Below are 21926 nucleotides of genomic sequence, written 5' to 3'. Positions count from 1 at the left end.
GTGGCCGACGTCCTGACCAACCCCCGGTCCGACCGGGTCCGGTCCGTTCGCAGCCTCGCGCAGCGGCCGGTGCGTCAACGCACCGGCCGCTTCGTCGTGGAAGGACCCCAAGGGGTCCGCGAGGCCGTGCGGTGTGCCGCCGATCGGGTGGTCGATGTCTACCTCACCGACCAGGCCATGGAGCGGTATGCCGCAGACATCGCCGCGCCCGCTCGCGCGGCTGGGCTGTGGGTGCACCAGGTCACCGACGAGGTGCTCGCGGTGATGGCTGACTCCGAGCAGCCCCAGGGCGTCGTGGCCGTCGTGGAGGCCTTGGCCCCGAGCCTCGCCGACGTGCTCGCGGGCTCACCCGGGCTGCTCGTCCTGTTGACCCACGTGCGTGACCCCGGCAACGCGGGCACGGTCATCCGGGCGGCCGACGCCGTCGGCGCCGCCGCCGTCCTGGTGTCGGAAGCATCGGTCGACGTGACCTCGCCGAAGGTGGTCCGTTCGACTGCCGGTTCGCTCTTCCACCTTCCGATCGTCACCGGCCTACCGGTGGAATCCACGCTCGACGAGTTGCGAGCCCACGGCATACGCACGCTGGCCGCGGACGGCGGGGGAACCACATTGCTTCCCGACGCCGACCTGTCGACACCGCACTGCTGGGTGATGGGCAATGAAGCGTGGGGTCTGCCCGAGCAGGTGCGGGCGCACTGCGACGACATCGTGCGGGTGCCGATCGTCGGCAAGGCGGAGTCGCTCAATCTCGCCATGGCGGCGACCGTGTGTTTGTACGCGTCGGCCGGAGCATTAACGTTCGGGACGTGACGACCGATCTGCCGCTGCCCGAGCGCAGCGCGGCCGACGAAGCGGCGGAGTGGTTGCCCGATGGGCTGGTGGCCGTGACGGCGCCCGGGCTCATCGAGTCGGTCAACGCGGTCGCCCTGCGGATCACGGGCCTCACCCGGGAGCAGGTCGTGGGTGCCCCCTTGGAGGTCGGCCTTCCGCTGCGCGACCACGAGGGGCGCGCGTGGTGGGAGGTCGCCAGTCCCTTCAACGGACTCGACACGCGCACGGGGCACCGTGAAAAACTGCTCTATCTCCCCAGCGGACGCGAAGTCCTCACCACGGCCCGCTACGTGCGAGATGGTCGCCGTGGTCCGGTGGTCGTGGTGCTCATCGGTCTGCGCGACGGTGAGGGCCGACGCCGCGCCGAGCGGGCGAATGCCGCCCTCATCTCCACGATCGCCCACGAACTCCGGTCGCCCCTGACCGGGGTGAAGGGATTCTCGGCCACTCTGCTGCGACGGTGGGACCGATTCACCGACGAGCAGAAGCGCTTCATGATCGAGACCATTGAGGCCGATGCCGACCGGGTCACCCGCCTGATCACCGAGTTGCTCGATGTCTCCCGGATCGATGCGCGGCGGCTCACCATCCACGCACGCCCCGTCGACCTGAGGGTCGTCCTCGGGCGCGCGGTGGAGCGACTCGTGGCCAGCGGCGGTCAGTGCACGGTCACCACCAATGTCGGTGCACCCGAGGTATGGGCCGACCCGGACCGTCTGGAGCAGATGCTCAGCAACCTGCTGGACAACGCGGTCCGGCATGCCCGGGCCCACATCCACCTCTCCTCACGACCCGGGCCCGACGGGACCGTCGACATCTGCGTCGACGACGATGGACCGGGCGTGCCCGTCGAGCAACGTGAGCTGGTCTTCGGCAAGTTCTTCCACGGCCGGTCTCCCGGCAGCACCGGCCTGGGCCTCTACATCGTGCGCGGCCTGGCCGAGGCCCAGGGTGGGTCGGTCGTCCTCCAGGAGGCACCGGACGGTGGCGCGCGAGTGCGCATCTCGCTGCCGGCCGGGCAGGAGGACTGACTCGGTGCCGATGTGGGTGGACCGCTATCGGCCGGTCTGGGCGGTCCCGGCCGTCCGACGTGCGGTGGCGCTGGGTTTTCTCGTGCGAATGCCGATGTTCACCATCGGCATCCTCGTCACCATCCATGTCGTCACGGCACTGGGCCGGTCCTACACCGCCGCCGGGGTCGCCGCCATGGTGTCGACGGCCGCGATCGGGCTCGGGGCCCCGTGGCGTGGCCGGCTGCTCGATCGCTATGGCTTGCGCGCGGTCGTGGCGCCAGCGATCCTCGTGCAACTTCTGGTCGGCGCCGCGATCCCCTTCCTGCCCTATGTCCCGCTGCTCGCCGCCCTTGCGGTGTCCGGCCTCTTCGTCATCCCCGGCCATGCGCTGATCCGACAGACGCTCATCACCGCCGTCCCCGCAGATCGGCGGCGCACGGCTCTCTCCCTCGACGGGATCGTGCTCGAACTCTCCGCCGCCATCGGGCCTGCGGTCGCCGTCGGCGTCGCGACGTCATGGTCCACCCGCTGGATGCTGCTCGCCGCACTCATGGCCAATGTCGCTGCCGGGGTCCTCCTCTGGCTCCTCGACCTGCCGATCCACCAGGATGCCGTGCCGGAGGCGCCGGTTTCCCGCCGGACCTGGCTCGGGGCCCGGTTCCTGGCCATCCTCGCCGCCTGTGCGACGGTGACGGTCGTCCTGTCCGCCACCGAGATCTCGGCGGTCGCCGTCCTGCGTGAGGCCGACCGCCCGACGCTCATCGGCGTCGTCCTGGCCGCCTGGTGCATCGGCTCCCTGGTCGGCGGCCTGGCCTACGGCGCGATGCGGCGGCAGCCGACCCTGCAGGCCCTGCTCCTCTTCCTCGGCCTGACCACGGCGCCGGCGGCCGTCGCGCACGGACCGGTGGCGCTGAGCGTGGCCATGTTCGTGGCCGGCCTGGGGTGCCAGCCGGCGATCACCGCCGGTGTCGAGGCGCTCACCCGCGTGGTGCCCGACCGGGCTCGTGGCGAGGCCCTGGGCTGGCACGGTTCGGCGATGACCGGCGGCAGCGCGATGGGGGCACCGCTGGCCGGCCTGGTCATCGATGCTCGTGGTGGGTCGGCCGCCTTCCTCGGTGCGGCCGTGCTCGCGGTGGTCATCGCCGTGACCGGCATCGTCGTGCTGCGCGCGCGCCGCTGAGGGACGGTGAGGCACTTCCGCTGACCGAGGGTCCAGTCCTGTGCACAGGGACCACCAGGCCCGTGGGCCAGGACCGGTGCCCAGATGCGCCGCACTAGGATTCCTGCATGGACGGCTATCGAAGTACCCCCTGCTCATCCGGTCCGCACAGAGCGGGTGAGCAGCGGTGATCGACGGCCAGACCTGGCTCAACCTTGGCCTCGTCGTGCTCTTCGTCCTCATCGGTGGGGTCTTCGCCGCGACCGAACTGGCCCTGGTGTCGCTGCGCGACAGTCAGCTCAACGCGCTCGAGCGCGCCGGTGGCCGCGGGGCGCGCGTGGCCTCGATCGCTCGGGACCCCAACCGCTTCCTGTCCGCCGTGCAGATCGGGGTGACGGTCGCCGGTTTCTTCTCGGCTGCCTACGGTGGCTCGACGCTGGCCCCGGACGTCGCCCCCTACCTCGAACGGCTCGGGCTGTCAGCTGAGGTGGCCTCCGGCCTGGCGATCGCCGTGCTGACCCTTCTCATCGCCTACCTCAGCCTGGTGCTGGGTGAGCTGGCCCCGAAGCGGCTCGCGCTGCAGCGGGCGGTCTCCGTGGCGACGGTCACGGGTCCTCCGTTGGACCGCTTCGCCACGGTGATGCGGCCGGTGATCTGGCTGCTGTCCCGATCCAGCGATGGCATCGTGCGGTTGCTCGGCGGTGACCCCGACCTCACCGGTGAGGAGGTCACCAAGGAGGAGCTGCGCGAGATCGTGAGCAGTCACGAGAGCCTGGGGGATGACGAGCGGCGCATCCTCTCCGACGTGTTCGCCGCCACCCGCAGCAACCTCAAGGAGGTCATGCGCCCGCGGGCCGACGTGACCTTCATCGCCGGTGCCATGACCCTTGCCGATGCGAGGACCTGGCTCGCCGACCAGCCCTACTCACGCTTCCCGGTCATCGGCGACGACTTCGACCATGTCACCGGCTTCGTGCACGTCCGCGACATCCTGCAGGCCGACGACCCCACCGGGCGCACCGTGGCTGACGTCCAGCGGGATGTCCTGCACCTCCCGGGCACCAACCGTGTCCTGCCGACGGTGTCGGCGATGCGCGAGGAGGGTGCCCACCTCGCCATCGTCATCGATGAGTTCGGGGGGACCGACGGCCTGGTCACTCTCGAGGACCTGGTGGAGGAGCTCATCGGCGAGATCACCGACGAGTTCGACCTCGAGGGCGGTCACACCGCTCAGTCGCCAGAGGACGGCTGGCCCCGGGTGGTGCCGGGCGGCGTGACCCTCGAGGAGCTCGCCGAGCAGACCGGCGTCGAGCTGCCGGACGGGGACTACGAAACCGCGGCCGGCTACCTGATGGCGCGCTTGGGGCGGATGCCCGTCGAGGGCGATGCGGTGTCTGTCGGCGAGCACGTCCTCACGGTGACCGCCATCGAGGGCCGACGGATCACGCAGGTGGAGCTGTCACCCACACCGGTGTCCCCGGATCAGTCGCCTTCGGACGCCGAGTGGCAGACCGCCTCGACGTTGTTGCCGTCGGGGTCACGGACGAAAGCGCCGTAATAGCCGGGGTGGTACTCGGGCCACAGACGAGGCTCGTGCAGCGTCTCCGCGCCGAGCTCGACCGCCTTGGCATGCCAGGCGCGCACCGTCGCGGCATCCGCGGCGCGGAAGGCGATGTGCACCTCCCGGTTCGGCCCGGCGGCCGCCTCCCCGCCGGAGATCCAGAAGTCCGGCTCCTCCGTGCCGTAACCGATGGCGACGCCGAAGTCCATGACCCGCCGGTGCCCCATCACCGCGAGGGTCTGGTCGTAGAAGCGCTTGGCGGCGTCGAGGTCCGCACAGTTGATCCCGAAGTGATCGATCATGGGCACCACGTTAGGCTGACCCTGTGACAGTCGCCCAGCACCCGTGCACGCCTCGTGCCGTGCGGCGATTTACCGTGCCCTCGGGCACGGCCGGCCGCGCGCACTGAGTCGGCCACACGGCATACCTCCAAGTGCCCGGGGGCCGCACTCATCTGTCCACACCCGTGACGACCGAGCGGAACGACCATGTCCGGACCCAACACGAACTTCGACCCCGTCGAGGTGGCCGCGCTCGACCCCGCGGCCATCGACGAGGCCGTCGCGCAGGCCCTCGCCGCCGCGGCGGCGGCAACCTCACTCGAGGAGCTCAAGGCGGCCCGCACCACCCACCAAGGTGACCGCGCCGCACTCGCGCTGGCCAATCGAGAGATCGGTGCGCTGCCGCCCTCGGCGAAGGCGGAGGCGGGCAAGCGGGTCGGCCAGGCCCGCGGTCGCGTCGCCCAGGCGTATGCCGCGCGGCAGGCCGAGCTCGAGGCCGAGCGTGACGAGCGGATCCTCGTCGAGGAGGCGATCGACGTCACGCTGCCCACCGGCCGACGACCGCTCGGTCGACGCCACCCCACCGAGCTGATGAGCCAGCGGATCGCCGACGTCTTCGTCGGCATGGGCTGGGAGATCGCCGAGGGACCTGAGGTGGAGGCCGAATGGTTCAACTTCGACGCGCTCAACTTCGACGCCGACCATCCGGCCCGCCAGATGCAGGACACCTTCTACGTCGACCCACCGGAGACCGGTCTGGTGCTGCGCACGCACACTTCTCCGGTGCAGGCCAGGGCCCTCCTCGAGCGTGGTGTGCCGCTCTACATCGCCTGTCTCGGAAGGGTTTTCCGCACGGACGAGCTGGACGCAACGCACATGCCGGCCTTCCACCAGGTGGAGGGGCTCGCGGTCGACAAGGGCATCACGATGGCCAACCTGCGCGGCACCCTCGACCGACTGGCGGCCGAGCTCTTCGGTGAGGGCATCACGACGCGCCTGCGCCCGTCCTACTTCCCCTTCACCGAGCCGAGCGCCGAGATGGACCTGCGCTGCTTCGTGTGCCGCGGCGAGGACCCGGCGTGCCGCACCTGCAAGGGCACCGGCTGGATCGAGTGGGGCGGCTGCGGGATGGTGAACCAGAACGTCCTTCGCGCGTGTGGCGTCGATCCCGAGATCTATTCGGGGTTTGCCTTCGGCATGGGCATCGACCGGGCCCTGATGTTCCGGACGGGGGTCTCGGACATGCGGGACATGATCGAGGGAGACGTGCGCTTCAACGCGCAGTTCGGGATGGAGATCTGATGCGCGTTCCTGTCGACTGGCTGCGTGAGTACGTCGCCGTTCCCGCGGATGCCACCGGCGTCCAGATCGCTGCCGACCTGGTCAGGGTCGGGCTCGAGGAAGAGGGCCTGCACGGTGGCGGGGTCACCGGCCCCCTCGTGGTGGGCCGAGTGCTCTCCAAGGAGCCCGAGCCCCAGAAGAACGGCAAGACGATCAATTGGTGCTCCCTCGATGTCGGAGAGGCCAATGGCACCGGCGAACCGCAGTGGGTCGTGTGCGGCGCCCACAACTTCGAGGTCGGTGACCTCGTCGCGGTGATCCTTCCGGGCGGCGTCCTGCCGACGCCCCAAGGGCCGCTGACCGTGTCGGCACGCAAGACCTATGGGCACGTCTCGGCCGGGATGATCTGCTCCGAGCGCGAACTCGGCCTCGGGGACGACCACGACGGGATCATCGTGCTGACCCGCCGATTCGCCGGTGACGAGGAGCAGCTGGCCCGGTTGGTCCCGGGCGCCGACGCGATCCCGATCCTCGGCCTGGACCGGCAGACCGTCGAGGTCAACGTGACGCCTGACCGCGGCTACTGCTTCTCGATCCGGGGCATCGCCCGGGAGTACTCGCACGCGACCGGCGCGGCATACACCGACCCGGTGGTGGCGCTGGCCGCCGCGGCCCCCGCGGCCAACGGCGGTGGGTATGCCGTGGAGTTGGCCGACGAGGCCCCGATCCGGGGCCGAGTGGGCTGCTCGCGTTACGTCGCGCGGATCGTGCGTGGCCTCGATGTCAGCGCCCCCACGCCGGGGTGGATGAAGACCCGCCTCACCGAGGCCGGCATGCGCCCCATCAGCTTGGCGGTCGACGTGACCAACTACGTGATGCTCGGGCTCGGGCAACCGCTGCACGCCTTCGACCTGGCGCGTCTCGGGGAATCGATCGTCGTGCGCCGGGCGCGCACCGGGGAGCGGATGACGACCCTCGACGACGTGGATCGTGCCCTGTCGCCCGAGGACCTGCTCATCACCGACTCCGGTCAGACACCGATCGCCATCGCCGGCGTCATGGGTGGCGAGAGCACCGAGGTGTCGTCCACGACGACGGACGTGCTCATCGAGGCCGCACACTTCGACGCGGTGTCGATCGCGCGCTCGGCGCGACGCCACAAGTTGCCCTCGGAGGCCTCCCGCCGCTTCGAGCGGGGAGTCGATCCAGAGCTCGGCCCCGCGGCTGCCCAGTTGGCGGTCGATCTGCTCGTGCGCTATGGCGGCGGGACGGCCGACGCCGGCGTCACCGACGTGGGGGAGGCGCCCGAGTCGTCGATCATTCTGATGGACGTCGGCTACCCGACCCAGCTCGTCGGCGTCGACTACGACCGCACCACCGTGTGCCGCATGCTCACCGAGATCGGGTGCCAGGTGATCGAGGACGGTCCGACCCTGGCTGTCACCCCGCCGTCCTGGCGACCAGATCTGCGCACCGCACCGGACCTCGTCGAGGAAGTCGCGCGCATCGATGGCTACGACCGCATCCCGTCCGTCGTCCCCACGCCGCCCGGTGGGCGAGGCCTGACCCACGGGCAGCAGGTCCGGCGCCTGGTCGCCGACGTGCTGGCCGGTGCCGGTCTCACCGAGATCTGGAGTGCTCCCTTTGTCGGCGATGCGCGCCACACCGCCCTGGGATGGGCCGCCGACGAGGCGCGCGCCCGCACCGTGGCGCTCGCCAACCCGTTGTCCGACGAGGCGCCGCTCATGCGGATCAGCGTCCTGTCGACGATGATCGATGCCCTCGTGCGCAATGTCGCCCGGGGCGCCAAGGACGTCGGCCTCTTCGAGATCGGCTTGGTCGTGGCGCGCGACGGTGAGCAGACGAGCGCTCCCACGGAGGACGTCGGGGTCCAGCCGTCGCCCGAGGTGCTCGCGGCGATCCATCGCGCCGTGCCGCGCCAGCCGCGACACCTGGCCATCCTGCTCGCGGGCGACCGCGACCGTGCCGGATGGTGGGGGGAGGGGCGACCGGCCGACGTGAGCGATGTCCTGGGCCTCGTGCGCTCGGTCGCCGACGCGCTCGCGGTGCCGGTCGTGCTCAGCGGCTCGGCCGACGTGATGCCCTTCCATCCGGGGCGGTGCGCAGCGATCTCCCTTGCGGACGGCACTCTGGTCGGTCACGCCGGAGAGTTGCACCCGAAGGTGGTGGCCGCCCTCGGCCTGCCGACACGCACCGTCGCCGCCGAGCTCGACCTCGACGTGCTCATCGCGGCGAGCGAGGACCCGGTGGCCGCGCGGACCCTCGTGACCTCGCCCGCGGCATACACCGATCTCGCGGTGGTCGTCGACGAAGCGGTGACGGCCGGCTCGCTCGAGGCCTCCTTGGGCACTGGCGCGGGGGAGATGCTCGAGTCGATCACCCTCTTCGACGTCTATCGCGGCGACCAGGTCGGGCCGGGCAGGAAGTCCTTGGCCTACCGACTGGCCTTCCGGGCGCCCGATCGCACCCTGCGGACCGAGGAGGTCAGCGCACTGCGTGACGCTGCCCTGGCCAGCGCCGCCGCCGACCTCGGCGCCACCCAGCGCACCTGACCGCAGCACGGCTTTGCATGGAATTGTGAGATTGTGCAAGACTATGCAGCGTGGTCAAGGTTGCCGTCGCCGGAGCGAGTGGGTATGCCGGGGGAGAACTCCTCAGGTTGCTCCTCGCGCACCCCGAGGTCGAGATCGGAGCTCTGACGGCCGCGTCGTCGGCTGGGCAGAAGCTCGGCGCGATCCACCCCCACTTGACGCCGCTGGCCGAGCGCGTGGTCGAGGACACCACGCGTGAGGTGCTGGCCGGCCACGACGCCGTCTTCCTGGCCCTGCCCCACGGGCACTCGGCCGCCTTGGCCTCCGCTCTGCCGACGGAGGTCGTCGTGATCGATTGCGGGGCCGACTTCCGGCTGACCGACGAGTCGGCGTGGACCACCTTCTACGACACCGCGTATGCCGGGTCGTGGCCCTACGGGATGCCGGAACTCGTCCGCGGGGTTGGGCAGAAACAGCGCGCCGTCCTCGAGGGACAGACGCGGATCGCCGTCCCAGGTTGCTATCCGACCGCGGTGTCGCTCGCCCTCGCCCCCGGCCTGGTCGCCGGCCTGGTCGATCCCAGCGACATCGTCGTGGTCGCCGCGAGCGGCACCAGCGGGGCCGGGAAGTCTCTGAAGCCTCATCTGCTCGGGGCCGAGGTCATGGGCGCCATGTCGCCCTACGGCGTCGGCGGCGTCCACCGGCACACGCCCGAGATCGAGCAGAACCTCACCGCGTGCGGTGCGGGGGAGGTCACGGTGAGCTTCACGCCGACCCTGGCGCCCATGTCGCGCGGGATCCTCGCCACCTGCACTGCCCGACTCGCGCCCGGTGCCGACCCAGCGGCCGTGAGAGGGGCGTGGCACGCTGCCTACGAGGGCGAGGCCTTTGTCCACCTGCTCCCCGTCGGCCAATGGCCGAGCACGGCCGCGGTCCTGGGTTCCAACAACGTGCACGTGCAGGTGACCGTCGACGAGCGGGCCGGTCGGGTGGTGTCAGTTGCCGCTGTCGACAACCTCACCAAGGGCACCGCCGGCGCGGCCGTCCAGTGCCTCAACCTGGCCCTCGGCCTTCCCGAGGTCTGCGGCCTGCCCGTCGCGGGGGTCGCCCCGTGAAACTCCATCTCATGGGTCATCCGCAGGACCTCGCGATCGTCCGCCTCGACCCCGACACCACGCCGGACTGGGACTTTCGGGTCGGGCCGTTCGCGACGATCACCTGGACCGACACCGAGACCTCGGTGGTCACCCTGGCCGCCGCCGTACCTCCGGGGCTGCGCACCGAAGGACCCTTCCGGGCGGTCGAGGTCGCCGGGCCGTTGGAGTTCGGGATGTACGGCGTGATGGCGCAGATCCTCGGGCCCCTCGTCGATGCCCGGATCAGCGTCCTGGCGATGTCGACCTTCGACACCGATTGGATCCTCGTCCAGTCGCACGAGCTCGAGGCTGCCGCACAGGCCTGGCGCAGGGGCGGACTCATCTACACGGCCACCACGTTGTTCGGGAGCACGGCATGAGCGTCACCACACCCCAAGGCTTCCGCGCCACCGGCGTGACCGCCGGCCTCAAGGCCAGTGGCCGACCCGATGTCGCCTTGGTGGTCAACGACGGCCCCCGCTTCGACGCCGCCGCCGTCTTCACGTCGAATCGCGTCGAGGCGGCCCCCGTGACCTGGTCCCGGCACGTCGTGGCCGACGGGCGCGTGGACGCGGTCTTCCTCAACTCCGGCGGGGCCAATGCCTGCACTGGCCATCAGGGCTTCCAGGACACGCACCGCACTGCCGAGCTCGTCGCCGAGGCGTTGGGCTCGGGCGCCGGCGACATCGCGATCTGTTCGACGGGCCTGATCGGCGAACTGCTGCCGATGGACAAGATCGCCGACGGGGTCGACCTTGCCGTCGCGACGCTCACCGACGAGGGCGGACCGGCTGCCGCGACCGCCATCATGACGACCGACACCGTGCCCAAGGTCGCCCAGGTGCCTCGTGATGGGTGGAGCGTGGGGGGCATGGCCAAGGGTGCGGGCATGCTCGCGCCGGCGCTGGCCACCATGCTCGTCGTCGTCACCACGGATGCCGATGTCGCCGGTCTCGATCTGGATGGCGTGCTCCGCGCTGCGACGGCGACCACCTTTGACCGCATCGATTCCGACGGGTGCATGTCCACCAACGACACCGTCCTGTTGATGGCGTCCGGTGCCGCGGGCGTCACCCCGTCGCCCGACGAGCTGACCGCCGCCGTCACCGAGGTGTGCGCCTCCCTCGCGCGCCAACTGATCGCTGATGCCGAGGGCGCCCACCACGACATCGCCCTCGAGGTGCGGACCGCTGCGACCGAGGCCGATGCCCTCGAGGTTGCCCGCGCCGTCGCACGCAACAACCTCTTCAAGTGCGCCGTCTTCGGCAACGACCCCAACTGGGGTCGGGTCCTGGCCGCCGTCGGCACGACGCGTGCCGCCTTCGACCCGCACCTGCTCGACGTGACGATGAACGGCATCGAGGTGTGCCGCGCCGGGGGAGTGGGCGCGGACCGCTCGCTCGTCGACCTGACCGGGCGCGAGGTGCACGTCGTCATCGACCTGCATGCCGGTGATGCGTCCGCGACCGTCTGGACCAACGACCTCACGCACGACTACGTCCACGAGAACTCCGCCTACTCCACCTGAGCCGCCATGACACCTGCCCAGACCCTCCGCGGCGCGATCGACGCCGCCGCCCTTCGTGTTGCCCAGGCCAAGGCCACGACCCTCGTCGAGGCGCTGCCCTGGCTCGAACGCTTCCGCGGGGCTCTCGTCGTCGTCAAGTACGGCGGCAACGCGATGGTCGACGACACCCTCAAGACCGCGTTCGCGCAGGACATCGTCTTCCTCCGGTATGCCGGGTTGCGCCCCGTCGTCGTCCACGGCGGCGGCCCGCAGATCAAGGCGATGCTCGATCGACTGGGCCTGGTCAGTGAGTTCCGCGGCGGCCTGCGGGTGACGACGCCCGAGGTCATGGATGTCGTGCGGATGGTGCTGACCGGGCAGGTCGGCCGCGAACTCGTCGGGCTTCTCAACCAGCACGGCCCGCTGGCCGTCGGCCTCTCCGGTGAGGACGCCGGCCTCTTCGGTGGGCGCCGCAAGACCGTGGAGATCGACGGTGCACCCGTCGACCTCGGCCTCGTCGGTGACGTCGAGACCGTCGACCCCACCGCCGTCCTCGACATCCTCGAGGCCGGTCGGATCCCGGTGGTGTCCACCGTCGCACCCGACCTCGACGTGCCCGGTCAGGTCCTCAATGTCAACGCCGACACCGCGGCGGCCGCGCTCGCGGCCGCTCTGGGTGCGCGCAAGCTCGTCGTCCTCACCGACGTCGAGGGAGTGTATGCCGCGTGGCCCGACCGGGATTCCCTCCTCTCCCGGTTGTCGGTGTCGGGCGCCAAGGATCTCCTCGCACGCGTCGACGAGGGGATGATCCCGAAACTGGAGGCCTGCATCCGGGCCGTCGAGGACGGGGTGCCCCAGGCCCACGTCGTCGACGGTCGCAAGCCGCACTCACTCCTGCTCGAGGTCTTCACGTCCGAGGGCATCGGCACCCTGATCGAGGCCGACGTCGAGGGAGCCGCGTCATGACCACGGACTCCACTGCGCTGCTCGACCGCTACGCGCACGCCGTGCTCGGCGTCTTCGGGCGCCCCGCGCTGGTGCTCGACCGCGGCGAAGGCTGCTGGGTCTGGGACGTCGACGGCAAGCGCTACCTCGACCTCCTCGGCGGTATCGCGGTCAACGCCCTGGGCCACAACCATCCCGCCGTCGTGTCCGCCGTGAGCAAGCAGGCCGGTGAGGCGCTGCACGTCTCCAACTTCTTCACCACACGGGCCCAGATCGAGCTCGCCGAGCGCCTGCTTCGCCTCGCGCAGGCGCCGGAAGGGTCGGCGGTCTTCTTCACCAACAGCGGCACCGAGTCGATCGAGGCTGCGATCAAACTGGCGCGCCGCACCGGCCGGCCCGGGCTCGTCGCGCTCGAGGGGTCCTTCCACGGTCGCAGCACCGGAGCGCTCGCGCTCACCCACAAGGCGGCCTACCGGCAACCCTTCGCGCCACTCCTCCCCGGGGTCGCTTTCGTGCCACCGGGCGACATCGATGCCCTGCGTGCGGCGGTCGACGAATCCACCGGCGCCGTTGTCCTGGAACCGATCCAGGGCGAGGCCGGGGTGCGACCGCTCGACACGGCATACCTCGAAGCGGCACGGGAGATCACGCGCGCCGCCGGTGCCCTGCTCGTCGTGGACGAGATCCAGACCGGCATCGGCCGCACCGGGCGCTGGTTCGACCACCAGCGCGCCGACATCGTGCCCGACGCGATGACCTTGGCCAAAGGACTGGGCGGCGGCGTCCCGATCGGAGCCCTGGTGACCTTCGGTCCCGAGAACTCCGGTCGGCTCAGCCCCGGCCAGCACGGCACGACCTTCGGCGGCAACCCGCTGGCCGCGGCGACCGCTCTCGCAGTCCTCGAGACGATCGAGACCGACGGTCTGCTCGCGACCGCCCCGCCGAGGCGGTGGGTGAGCACTTCGCCGGTCGGGTCCTGGCGCTGGGCCACCCTCTCGTCGACCATGTCCGCGGGTCAGGTCTGCTACGCGCCATCGCCCTCACCGCCCCCGTGTCCGCGATCGTGGCCGACAGCGCGCGCGACGCCGGTTTCATCGTCAACCCGGTGGCACCCGATGCGATCCGTATCGCGCCACCGCTCAACCTCACGATCGCCGAGATCGACCTCTTCGTCGACGCCCTGCCCGGGCTGCTCGACGCGGCAAAGGAGTCCGCATGACCACCGTCCGCCACCTGCTCCGCGACGACGACCTCAGCCCGGCCGAGCAGCGCGCCATCCTCGCCAAGGCCGCCCGGATCAAGGCCCACCCCTTCTCGGACCGGACCCTCGTCGGGCCCGAGGTCGTCGGGCTGATCTTCGACAAGCAGACCCTGCGGACCCAGGTCTCCTTCTCGGCCGCGATCGCCCACTTGGGTGGCTTCCCCATGATCATCGACGGCAAGCTCGCCAAGATCGGCGAGCGGGAGTCGATCGCCGATGTTGCCCGCGTCCTGGGTCGAGAGGCCGTCGCGATCGTCTGGAGGACCCACGGGCAGGAGCGCATCGAAGAGATGGCCGCGTATGCCGAGGTGCCGGTGGTCAACGCTCTCACCGACGACTTCCACCCCTGCCAGATCCTCGCCGACCTGCTCACCATCCAGGAGCACAAGGGAGCGCTTCCGGGCCTCACCCTCGCCTATGTCGGCGATGGGGCCAACAACATGGCGCACTCCTATCTGCTCGGTGGGGCCACTGCCGGTCTTCACGTGCGGATCGGCACGCCCACGGCATACCAACCGAAGCCTGAGATCCTCGCCCGCGCCCAGCAGATCGCGGCCGAGCAGGGCGGCTCGATCACCATCACCGACGACCCGATCGCCGCCGTCCTCGGTGCGGACGTGGTCGCGACCGACACCTGGGTGTCGATGGGACAGGAGGGCGAGCTCGACACCCGCAAGGGCGAGGCGAGCCCCTTTGCGAAGTTCTCGGTGACGACCGACCTGATGGGGCAGGCCGCGCCCGATGCCATCTTCCTGCACTGTCTGCCGGCCTACCGCGGCTACGAGGTGGCGGCCGAGGTGATCGACGGACCCCAGTCGGTGGTGTGGGACGAGTCGGAGAATCGCCTCCACGCCCAGAAGGCCGTGCTCTCCTGGCTGGTCGAGCAGCATCGGGATGCCGTGCGATGACGGTCTCCACCTCGCGTGCCGCCCGCCAGCAGCGGATCGTCGAAATCCTGTCCAGTCAGGCCGTGCGCTCCCAGACCGCCCTGCTCGACCTGCTCGCCGGCGACGGCATCGAGGTCACCCAGGCGACGCTCTCGCGCGACCTGGTCGACGTCGGTGCCGAGAAGGTCAGGGTGGGCAAGAACCTGGTGTATGCCGTGCCGTCCGAAGGTGGTGACCGCACCGTCCGCGTCGCGCCCGACGCCGGGGAGGTGACCACGCGACTGGCCCAGAGGTGCCAGGAGTTGCTCGTGTCGGCGGACCTCTCCGCGAATCTGGTCGTGCTGCGCACCCCCCCGGGCGCGGCCAACTTCCTCGCCAGCGCCATCGATCACGGCTCGGTGCCGGGCATCGTCGGCACCATCGCCGGGGATGACACGATCATGGTCATCACCACCGGTGAGGCGGCCTCGCGCGAGGTCGCCGCGACCCTGATGTCCCACGCCCGAAGGGATCCTGCGTGACCTCCACCGATCCGTCCGCCCGTGTCAGCCTGTGGGGCGGCCGGTTCGCCGGCGGCCCGGCCGATGCGCTGGCGGCCCTGTCGAAGTCCACCCACTTCGACTGGCGACTGGCGCCCTACGACCTGGCCGGGTCGCGGGCCCACGCACGTGTCCTGCACTCCGCGGGCCTGCTCGACGACGCGACCCTGCAGGCCATGCTCGACGGCCTCGAGGCCCTGCGCGCCGACGTCGAGTCGGGGCAGTTCGTGCCTGAGGCCAGCGACGAGGACGTCCACACCGCGCTGGAGCGGGGCCTCATCGAACGAGCCGGTGCCGACATCGGCGGCCGGCTGCGGGCCGGTCGTTCGCGCAACGACCAGGTGGCGACCCTCTTCCGGATGTACCTGCGTGACGAGGCCCGCACGATCTCGGCCCTCGTGCTCGACGTCGTCGATGCCCTTGTGGCACAGGCCGATCGCCACCTCGGGGTGGCGATGCCGGGGCGCACCCACCTCCAGCACGCCCAACCGGTGCTGCTCTCGCATCACCTGCTCGCCCACGCATGGGCGCTGTTGCGCGATGTCGATCGCTTCCGTGACTGGGACGCGCGGGCCGCCGTCAGCCCCTACGGCTCCGGCGCGTTGGCCGGCTCGTCGCTCGGGCTCGATCCCGAGGCGGTCGCTGCCGACCTCGGCTTCTCGACGTCGGTCGAGAACTCGATCGACGGGACTGCCTCGCGTGACTTCGCGGCCGAGTTCGCCTTCGTCACCGCGATGGTCGCGGTCGACATCTCGCGGATCGCCGAGGAGGTCGTGCTGTGGGCGACCAAGGAGTTCTCCTTCGTCACCCTGCACGACTCCTACTCGACCGGGTCGAGCATCATGCCGCAGAAGAAGAACCCCGACGTCGCCGAACTCGCGCGCGGCAAGGCCGGCCGCCTCATCGGGGACCTGGCCGGTCTGCTCGCGACCCTCAAGGCGTTGCCACTGGCCTACAACCGCGACCTCCAAGAGGACAAGGAGCCCGTCTTCGACGCCGTCGACACCCTCGACGTGCTGCTCCCGGCCTTCGCGGGCATGGTCGACACCATGGCGTTCGACGAGAAGCGGGTCGAATCCCTTGCCCCACAGGGCTTCTCACTCGCCACCGACATCGCCGAGTGGCTGGTCCGCCAGGGGGTGCCGTTCCGGATCGCCCACGAGGTCGCCGGTGCCTGTGTGCGTGATTGCGAGGCCCACGGGATCGAGCTCTGGGACCTCGGCGACGACGACCTGCTGCGGATCTCGGAGCACCTCACCCCAGGCGTGCGTGAGGTGCTGACCGTCGAGGGTTCGCTGGCCTCTCGCAACGCCAAGGGCGGCACCGCCCCGGCACGGGTGCGCGACCAACTCGTGTCCGTCAAGGCTGTCGTCGGCGCCCGCCGTGAATGGACCGCGGCCCGGCCCACCATCCGCTGACCATGGTCTCTCGGGGGCGCCGTCTGCCACGGAGCTTCTTCGCGCGGGACGTGCTGGAGGTTGCGCCCGACCTGCTCGGCTGCACGCTCTCCCACGCCGGCGTCACCGTGCGGATCACCGAGACCGAGGCGTATGCCGGTGAGCACGGTGACCCGGGCTCGCACGCCTTCCGCGGGTGGACACCGCGAACGGCCCCGATGTTCGGGATCGCCGGCCGGACCTACGTCTACTTCACCTACGGCATGCACTGGATGCTCTGCCTGGTCACCGGGCACGACGGGGGAGCGCAAGCGGTGCTCATCCGCGCTGGGGAGGTGGTCGCCGGGCAGGATGTCGCGGCAACGCGCAGACCGGGTGTCCGCGAACGGGAGTGGTGCCGTGGCCCGGCGCGGCTGGCGACCACGCTCGCCCTCGACGGGAGCGCGACCGGAAGAGACTTCTGCGTCCCGCACCGCCCGGCAGCGGGCGAGCCGATCGACCTGGTCGTCAGACCGCCGGCCTCACCACCCGACACCGTACGGATCCGGACCGGGCCGCGCGTCGGGGTGAGTGGCCCCGGTGGTGACGGCGCGGCATACCCCTGGCGGTTCTGGCTCGACGGCGAGTCGAGCGTGTCGCCCTACCGGCCGGGGGTCATTCGCCAGCGGCGGAGGTCCTGACCTCGACCGGGAGAGCCGGGAGGCCCAGTGCGGCGCGTCCGGCGGGCGTCATGCGGCCGCTTGCCTCCAGTCGGGCGGCGATCGAGACATTGCGCTGCGAGGTCGTTCCTCGGGTCCTGCGTGGGGTGAACTTCTGCAGAAACGAGGCGTCATCGTGGGCGCGCCGGGTGCTCTCGCTCCAGCCGTGGGCGATGCCGGCCTCGAGCAGGTCGTGAAAGGTGACCGACGGGGCAGAGCTGCCGGCCTTGGCCAGCTGGACCCACACGCCGAGGTGGTGGGCGGCATGGACGTCGAGCCACGCCCAGAGGTCGGCGCGGGTCGGGAACGAAACGATCTCCAACTCGGGGGACATGCGATCCACCGTAGGTGGGAGGACTGACGTCATCCGTCAGCGCGGGCCGTCAGGAGGAGAGGTCGAGGAACATGACGTGGAGACCGACCGGTCCGTGCGTGGCCGACCGAAACGCCCCCGGCACGGTCCCCAGGATCCGGAAGCCCAGGTCTTGCCAGAGCCGTACTGCGGCCATATTGGTCTCGACGACGGCGTTGAACTGGATCCCCGCATACCCTTGGCGTCGGTGCCAGTCGATCATGTCCCTGGCCAGTGCCCGCCCGACGCCCTTGCCTCGCGCAGCCGAGGACACCATGAAGCTCGCCGTCCCGATGTGGGCGCCGCGACCGGGCCGATTCGGCCCCATCTTCGCTGCGCCGAGGAAGGAGCCGTCGTCGTCGATCGCCACGACCGCGCGCCCCGGGGCGCCCTCCATCCACAGGTCGGCGATCGCGCTGTCGGGCAGGTCTTCCGGATAGGCGTAGGTCTCACCGGCGTCCACGATCTCGCGGAAGACGGGCGCGAAGGCGGGCACATCGGCCCGCGTCATCGGGCGCAGTTTCATGCGTGGTCCCCGATCTCGCGCCGGATCCGCGCCTTGACGTCGTCGGGCGCGAAACTCGCGTTCAGAGCTGTCGTCGCCAACTCCCGCAGGCCGCCCTCGTCGAGGTCGAGCAGGTTGGCGGCAATCGCGTACTCCCGATTGAGGGTCGTCCCGAACATCGGTGGGTCGTCGCTGTTGACCGTGACGACGACGCCGGCGTCGCGCAGGGCCCGGATCGGGTGGTCCTCGATCCGCTCGACGACCCGCGTCGCGAGGTTCGACGTCGGCGAGATCTCGAGCGGGATCCGGTGTTCCGCAAGGTACTCGACGAGCCGTGGGTCCTGGGTCGCAGCGATGCCGTGGCCGATGCGTTCGGCGCCGAGTTCGCGGATCGCGTCCCAGATCGTCTCCGGCCCGGTCGACTCGCCAGAGTGGGGGACCGAGTGCAGACCGGCGGCACGGGCCCGGTCGAAGTGCGCCTTGAACTGCGGTCTCGGCACCCCGATCTCGGGCCCGCCCAGACCGAAGCCGACCAGAGAAGCGGGACCGTGGTCCACGGCATACGAAATCGTGGCGTCGGCCGACTCCAGACCGGCTTCGCCCGGGATGTCGTAGATCCACCGCACGACCGTGCCGGTGTCGCGCTCGGCGGTGATGCGGGCGTCCTCGATCGCCTCGGTGTAGGCCTCGATCGGTATGCCCATCCGCACGCTGGTGAACGGCGTCATGGTGAGCTCGGCGTAGCAAACCCGCTGTGCCGCAAGGCCCTCGATGACCTCACGGGTGAGCAGGTGAATGTCCTCGGGTGTGCGCAGCAGGGCGACGGTCGCCAAGTAGACATCGATGAAGTGCGCAAAATCGGTGAAGGTGAAGAAGTCCTTGAGCGCCGCGAGGTCCTGGGGCACACCGGCATCCGGGTGGCGTGCGGCGAGCGCGGCCACCGTCTCCGGGCGCGCCGAGCCGACGTGGTGGACGTGCAACTCGGCCTTGGGCAGGCCGGCAATGAAATCTGCGTATGCCGTGCGCTCACCGGGCGCTGTCGGCTCACCCGGCGCGATGGTCGTGTCGGTCACAAGGCACAGTCTGACGGACTCCCTACGCTGGCCTGCAGCTCCCGGATTCGGTGGTTCGTGAGGGGGTGATGTATCAGGGGACGGGACCGGACCTCTTGGGGGCATGGGACATGGAAACGCAGACCTCGGCCTCACCACTCCGTCATCGACCTTCTACGAGCAGGGGCGCTTCGGGCGCATGTTCCCGACGCTCGCTCCGTTCGCCGCCGACACCCCGTCGGTGCGTGCAGCGCTCATCGACATCGGCAAGCCCGGCGGGATCATGGACGCCGGCGACGACCTCACCGATCCGTTGGCCCTTCTCGCCAACGCCGCGCTGAGTGCCGACAACCCGGACAACCCGACGATGACCGCCGGGTTCACCTTCCTCGGCCAGTTCATCGACCACGACATGACCTTCGACCCGACCTCGAGTCTGGCGAGGCGCCAGGACCCGGAGGCGATCCGCAACTTCCGCATCCCGGCCCTCGACCTCGACAACGTCTATGGCGGGGGCCCCGGGGTCAGCCCGGCGCTCTACGACCAGAGCGTCGACGAGGGACGCACCACGATGCTCGTCGAGGAGATCCCCGGGTCTGCGGCGGTGACGATCGACGGGCAACCGCGCTTCGACCTGCCGCGCAACAGCCAGAACGTGGCCCTCATCGGTGACCCACGCAACGACGAGAACCTCGTCGTGTCCCAGCTCCACCTGGCCTTCCTGAAGTTCCACAACGCGGTGCTGACCGACGTCAAGGCGGCGATCGGTGCCACGCACACCCTCGAAGAGGTCTTCGAGGAGACCCAACGCATTGTTCGGTGGCACTACCAGTGGCTGGTGCTGCACGAGTTCCTCCCGGCCACGATCGGCGCCACCCTCGCCCACGACATCGCCACCAACGGCCGGAAGTTCTTCGCCTGGCGCAACGACCCGTACATCCCGGTGGAGTTCTCGGTCGCGGCCTATCGGTTCGGCCACTCGCAGGTCCGGCCGAGCTATCGCGCCAACTTCGGCACCAGCGCGACGACCCCCGCGCAGCAGTTCATCGCGCTCATCTTCGACCCTGCGGCAGCGACGCCAGCTGACCCCGGCGACCTGCGCGGTGGGTGCCGCGCGCCACGCCGATTCATCGACTGGCAGACCTTCTTCGACTTCGGGGACGGCCGGGTCCGGCGCAACAAGAAGATCGACACCGCGCTGTCGAGCACCCTCTTCCACCTCATGGGCATGGGAACGGGGACCCCTGACTCGCTCGCGACCCGCAACCTGCTGCGCAACCTCACGATGAAGCTCCCGTCGGGTCAAGCCGTGGCCAGGGCCATGCAGGTGCCCGTGCTGCCCCCGTCGGCACTGTCCGACGTCGCCGCCCAAGGTCTGGATGAGCGGACGCCGCTGTGGTTCTACGTGCTCCGGGAGGCCCACAAGAAGGGTCAAGGCAAGCGACTGGGCCCGGTCGGTGGCCGCATCGTCGGCGAGGTCATCCAGGGCCTCATCGAGGGTGACAGCCAGAGTTACCTCACCCAGGACCCGGGTTGGACACCTGACTATGGCACCGGTGGGGACTTCCGGATGGTCGACCTGCTCACCAAGGCCGGGGTCGTCGGCTCCCTCTGACCCGTGAACGCCGTGGCACCGGTATTCCGTTGAGGCGGCCGTGCCGCGCTGGTTGGGTGGGCCCCGTGATCCCGACACCTGCGTGGCCGCGACGCACGGCTCGCCTGCTGCTCCGCCAGCCCAACGACAGCGACATCGCTCAGGTTCGCCGGTGGCGAAATGCGCCGGAGCTCGGCCGATGGCTCCTGAGCACGACCGTGGACCCGCAGGCCTATCGCAAGGCCTGGCGCGCGGCCTCGGACGACCACCGGTTCGCCGCGTTGGCGGGTGATCGAGTCATCGGCACCTGCACCCTCGACATCCGTGACGCGATGGGTCAGCCAGCGGCTCGGGGCGAGCCCTGGCGGGGAGCCGAGGCGCCGATCGGCTACCTCCTCGACCCCCGCGTGTACCGGGCAGGGATATGGCACCGAGATGGTGCGCGCCATGCTCGAGATCGCCTTCGACGACGTCGGTCTGCACCGAGTCACGGGGTCCTGCTTCGCCGACAACACCGGCTCATGGCGGGTCATGGAGAAGGCCGGGATGCGCCGCGAGCAGTACGGAGTGCAGGACTCGTGGCACGCCGAGCACGGCTGGGTCGACGGCTGCACGTACGCGATCCTGCGCTCGGAGTGGGAGGGTTCGGAGGGGCAGCGCGTGGCCGCCGGCTGGGGGTCCCGAAGGTCAGCCGAGGTCTGACAGGCACTCACGGACGGCTCGCGCCCCCAACGGGGCCAACGCGTGCCCGCGCGGGGCGTAGAACCAGTCCGCGAGGAGGCCCTGGGTCGCCGCCAGCGCTCGACCCCACACCCACGAGGCGTCGTCGACGTCGAGCCGGTCGCGCAGGCGGCGACGCCCGGTGGCGCCGAGCACCCACCAGGCGCAGGTGAGGTCCCAGGCCGGGAAGCCGGTCGTCAGGGTCCCGAGGTCGATGAGGCCCGAGAGTCGACCCCGCGTGAGGAGCAGGTTGCCGGGGATGAGGTCGCCGTGGAGGAGCACCCGCTCCGCGGGCGGGGTCACGGCGAGGGCGCGGTCGATGAGCCCGCGGATGGGTGCCGGGTCCGGTCGCCCGGCCACCGGGTCCGTGGTCGCGAGGTCCGCGAGGCGGTCGCGCAGGTGGCCGCCTCGACCACCGGCCGGCCACTCGGCCGGTGCGAGCGTTCCCAGCTCGAAGCCGCGCAGTGCGGTGACGATCTCGGAGAGGGCCGCGCCCCAGGCGACCTCGCTCTCGTGGTCGGCGCCGGCGAGGACCGCTGCGGCGGCATCGGTGCCCGGGACCCAACGCGAGACCAGCCAGGTCCTGGGGAAGTCCTCGGAGGGCTCGCCGGCGTGGACGATCTCGGGCACAGCCAGCCACTCTGGCAGGTGGGGT

Annotated in this window: 21 protein-coding genes and 1 pseudogene; 17 read left to right on the top strand and 5 right to left on the bottom strand. The window is 70.5% G+C overall.

The genetic code is table 11. The features are described from left to right. The 4 genes from BN10_RS11685 (at position 1) to BN10_RS11670 (ending at position 4561) form a co-directional block, all read left to right on the top strand. Entirely contained in the window at positions 1–810 is an 810-nt protein-coding gene (locus BN10_RS11685) for a TrmH family RNA methyltransferase (RefSeq protein ID WP_010851455.1), read from the top strand. After that, positions 807–1862 (top strand): sensor histidine kinase, encoded by a 1056-nt coding sequence (locus BN10_RS11680; RefSeq protein ID WP_010851454.1) that lies wholly within the window; start codon positions 807–809, stop codon positions 1860–1862. Before BN10_RS11685 ends, BN10_RS11680 begins: the two co-directional genes overlap by 4 nt. A gap of 10 nt (positions 1863–1872) precedes the next feature. Beyond that, positions 1873–3024, top strand: a complete 1152-nt coding sequence (locus tag BN10_RS11675; RefSeq protein WP_040751605.1) for an MFS transporter — start codon at positions 1873–1875, stop codon at positions 3022–3024. 169 nt (positions 3025–3193) lie between these two features. After that, the gene (locus tag BN10_RS11670; protein WP_156917389.1) at positions 3194–4561 is read left to right on the top strand and encodes a hemolysin family protein; all 1368 of its coding nucleotides are present in this window, start codon (positions 3194–3196) and stop codon (positions 4559–4561) included. Here BN10_RS11670 and BN10_RS11665 read toward each other — a convergent pair. Next, positions 4486–4866, bottom strand: coding sequence for a VOC family protein (locus BN10_RS11665; protein WP_010851451.1), 381 nt, complete (start codon positions 4864–4866; stop codon positions 4486–4488). The two genes, BN10_RS11670 and BN10_RS11665, sit on opposite strands and share 76 nt — an antisense overlap. A gap of 186 nt (positions 4867–5052) precedes the next feature. Between BN10_RS11665 and pheS the strand changes: the two genes are divergently transcribed. The 11 genes and pseudogenes from pheS (at position 5053) to BN10_RS11610 (ending at position 17030) form a co-directional block, all read left to right on the top strand. Next, complete coding sequence (gene pheS, locus BN10_RS11660) at positions 5053–6147, top strand: phenylalanine--tRNA ligase subunit alpha (RefSeq protein ID WP_010851450.1); 1095 nt, start codon at positions 5053–5055, stop codon at positions 6145–6147. Then, on the top strand, positions 6147–8699 hold the full coding sequence (gene pheT / locus BN10_RS11655) for a phenylalanine--tRNA ligase subunit beta (RefSeq protein WP_010851449.1): 2553 nt from the start codon (positions 6147–6149) through the stop codon (positions 8697–8699). The genes pheS and pheT overlap by 1 nt, the downstream gene beginning before the upstream one ends. Before the next feature lie 50 nt (positions 8700–8749). Continuing rightward, the gene (gene argC, locus BN10_RS11650) at positions 8750–9793 is read left to right on the top strand and encodes an N-acetyl-gamma-glutamyl-phosphate reductase (RefSeq protein WP_010851448.1); all 1044 of its coding nucleotides are present in this window, start codon (positions 8750–8752) and stop codon (positions 9791–9793) included. Beyond that, entirely contained in the window at positions 9790–10194 is a 405-nt protein-coding gene (locus BN10_RS11645; protein WP_010851447.1) for an ACT domain-containing protein, read from the top strand. The genes argC and BN10_RS11645 overlap by 4 nt, the downstream gene beginning before the upstream one ends. Then, positions 10191–11342 (top strand): bifunctional glutamate N-acetyltransferase/amino-acid acetyltransferase ArgJ, encoded by a 1152-nt coding sequence (gene argJ, locus BN10_RS11640; protein WP_010851446.1) that lies wholly within the window; start codon positions 10191–10193, stop codon positions 11340–11342. Before BN10_RS11645 ends, argJ begins: the two co-directional genes overlap by 4 nt. 6 nt (positions 11343–11348) lie before the next feature. Further along, on the top strand, positions 11349–12287 hold the full coding sequence (gene argB, locus BN10_RS11635) for an acetylglutamate kinase (RefSeq protein ID WP_010851445.1): 939 nt from the start codon (positions 11349–11351) through the stop codon (positions 12285–12287). Beyond that, positions 12284–13485: pseudogene (locus tag BN10_RS11630) on the top strand (acetylornithine transaminase). Before argB ends, BN10_RS11630 begins: the two are co-directional and overlap by 4 nt. Beyond that, positions 13482–14435: an ornithine carbamoyltransferase gene (gene argF, locus BN10_RS11625; RefSeq protein WP_010851442.1), complete on the top strand. Its 954-nt coding sequence runs from the start codon at positions 13482–13484 to the stop codon at positions 14433–14435. The pseudogene BN10_RS11630 and the gene argF overlap by 4 nt, the downstream one beginning before the upstream one ends. Next, on the top strand, positions 14432–14935 hold the full coding sequence (locus BN10_RS11620; RefSeq protein WP_010851441.1) for an arginine repressor: 504 nt from the start codon (positions 14432–14434) through the stop codon (positions 14933–14935). The genes argF and BN10_RS11620 overlap by 4 nt, the downstream gene beginning before the upstream one ends. Further along, positions 14932–16371: an argininosuccinate lyase gene (gene argH / locus BN10_RS11615; protein WP_010851440.1), complete on the top strand. Its 1440-nt coding sequence runs from the start codon at positions 14932–14934 to the stop codon at positions 16369–16371. Before BN10_RS11620 ends, argH begins: the two co-directional genes overlap by 4 nt. A gap of 2 nt (positions 16372–16373) precedes the next feature. After that, entirely contained in the window at positions 16374–17030 is a 657-nt protein-coding gene (locus BN10_RS11610; protein WP_040753301.1) for a DNA-3-methyladenine glycosylase, read from the top strand. Here the strand turns inward: BN10_RS11610 and BN10_RS11605 are convergent. Genes BN10_RS11605 through BN10_RS11595 form a run of 3 tightly spaced genes read right to left on the bottom strand, consistent with a single transcriptional unit; the run spans position 17005 to position 18978 of the window. Continuing rightward, positions 17005–17382, bottom strand: a complete 378-nt coding sequence (locus tag BN10_RS11605) for a YdeI/OmpD-associated family protein (protein ID WP_010851438.1) — start codon at positions 17380–17382, stop codon at positions 17005–17007. The genes BN10_RS11610 and BN10_RS11605 overlap by 26 nt on opposite strands. 49 nt (positions 17383–17431) lie before the next feature. Next, complete coding sequence (locus BN10_RS11600) at positions 17432–17926, bottom strand: GNAT family N-acetyltransferase (RefSeq protein WP_010851437.1); 495 nt, start codon at positions 17924–17926, stop codon at positions 17432–17434. After that, positions 17923–18978 (bottom strand): adenosine deaminase, encoded by a 1056-nt coding sequence (locus BN10_RS11595; protein ID WP_010851436.1) that lies wholly within the window; start codon positions 18976–18978, stop codon positions 17923–17925. Before BN10_RS11595 ends, BN10_RS11600 begins: the two co-directional genes overlap by 4 nt. Before the next feature lie 103 nt (positions 18979–19081). On the opposite strand from BN10_RS11595, the gene BN10_RS11590 reads away from it, so the two are divergent. Both BN10_RS11590 and BN10_RS17430 read left to right on the top strand, forming a co-directional pair. Continuing rightward, positions 19082–20572: a peroxidase family protein gene (locus BN10_RS11590; protein WP_010851435.1), complete on the top strand. Its 1491-nt coding sequence runs from the start codon at positions 19082–19084 to the stop codon at positions 20570–20572. Positions 20573–20998: 426 nt separating this feature from the next. Further along, complete coding sequence (locus tag BN10_RS17430) at positions 20999–21253, top strand: GNAT family N-acetyltransferase (protein ID WP_233354312.1); 255 nt, start codon at positions 20999–21001, stop codon at positions 21251–21253. Here the strand turns inward: BN10_RS17430 and BN10_RS11580 are convergent. Continuing rightward, on the bottom strand, positions 21239–21926 hold a 688-nt coding region (locus tag BN10_RS11580), incomplete at its 5' end, for a phosphotransferase (protein WP_040753295.1). The two genes, BN10_RS17430 and BN10_RS11580, sit on opposite strands and share 15 nt — an antisense overlap.

This window comes from Phycicoccus elongatus Lp2, from assembly GCF_000367525.1.
Lineage (GTDB): Bacteria > Actinomycetota > Actinomycetes > Actinomycetales > Dermatophilaceae > Phycicoccus_A > Phycicoccus_A elongatus.
The sequence above is the reverse complement of the archived record's forward strand: the minus strand, read 5'-3'. Positions and strand labels throughout refer to the sequence as shown.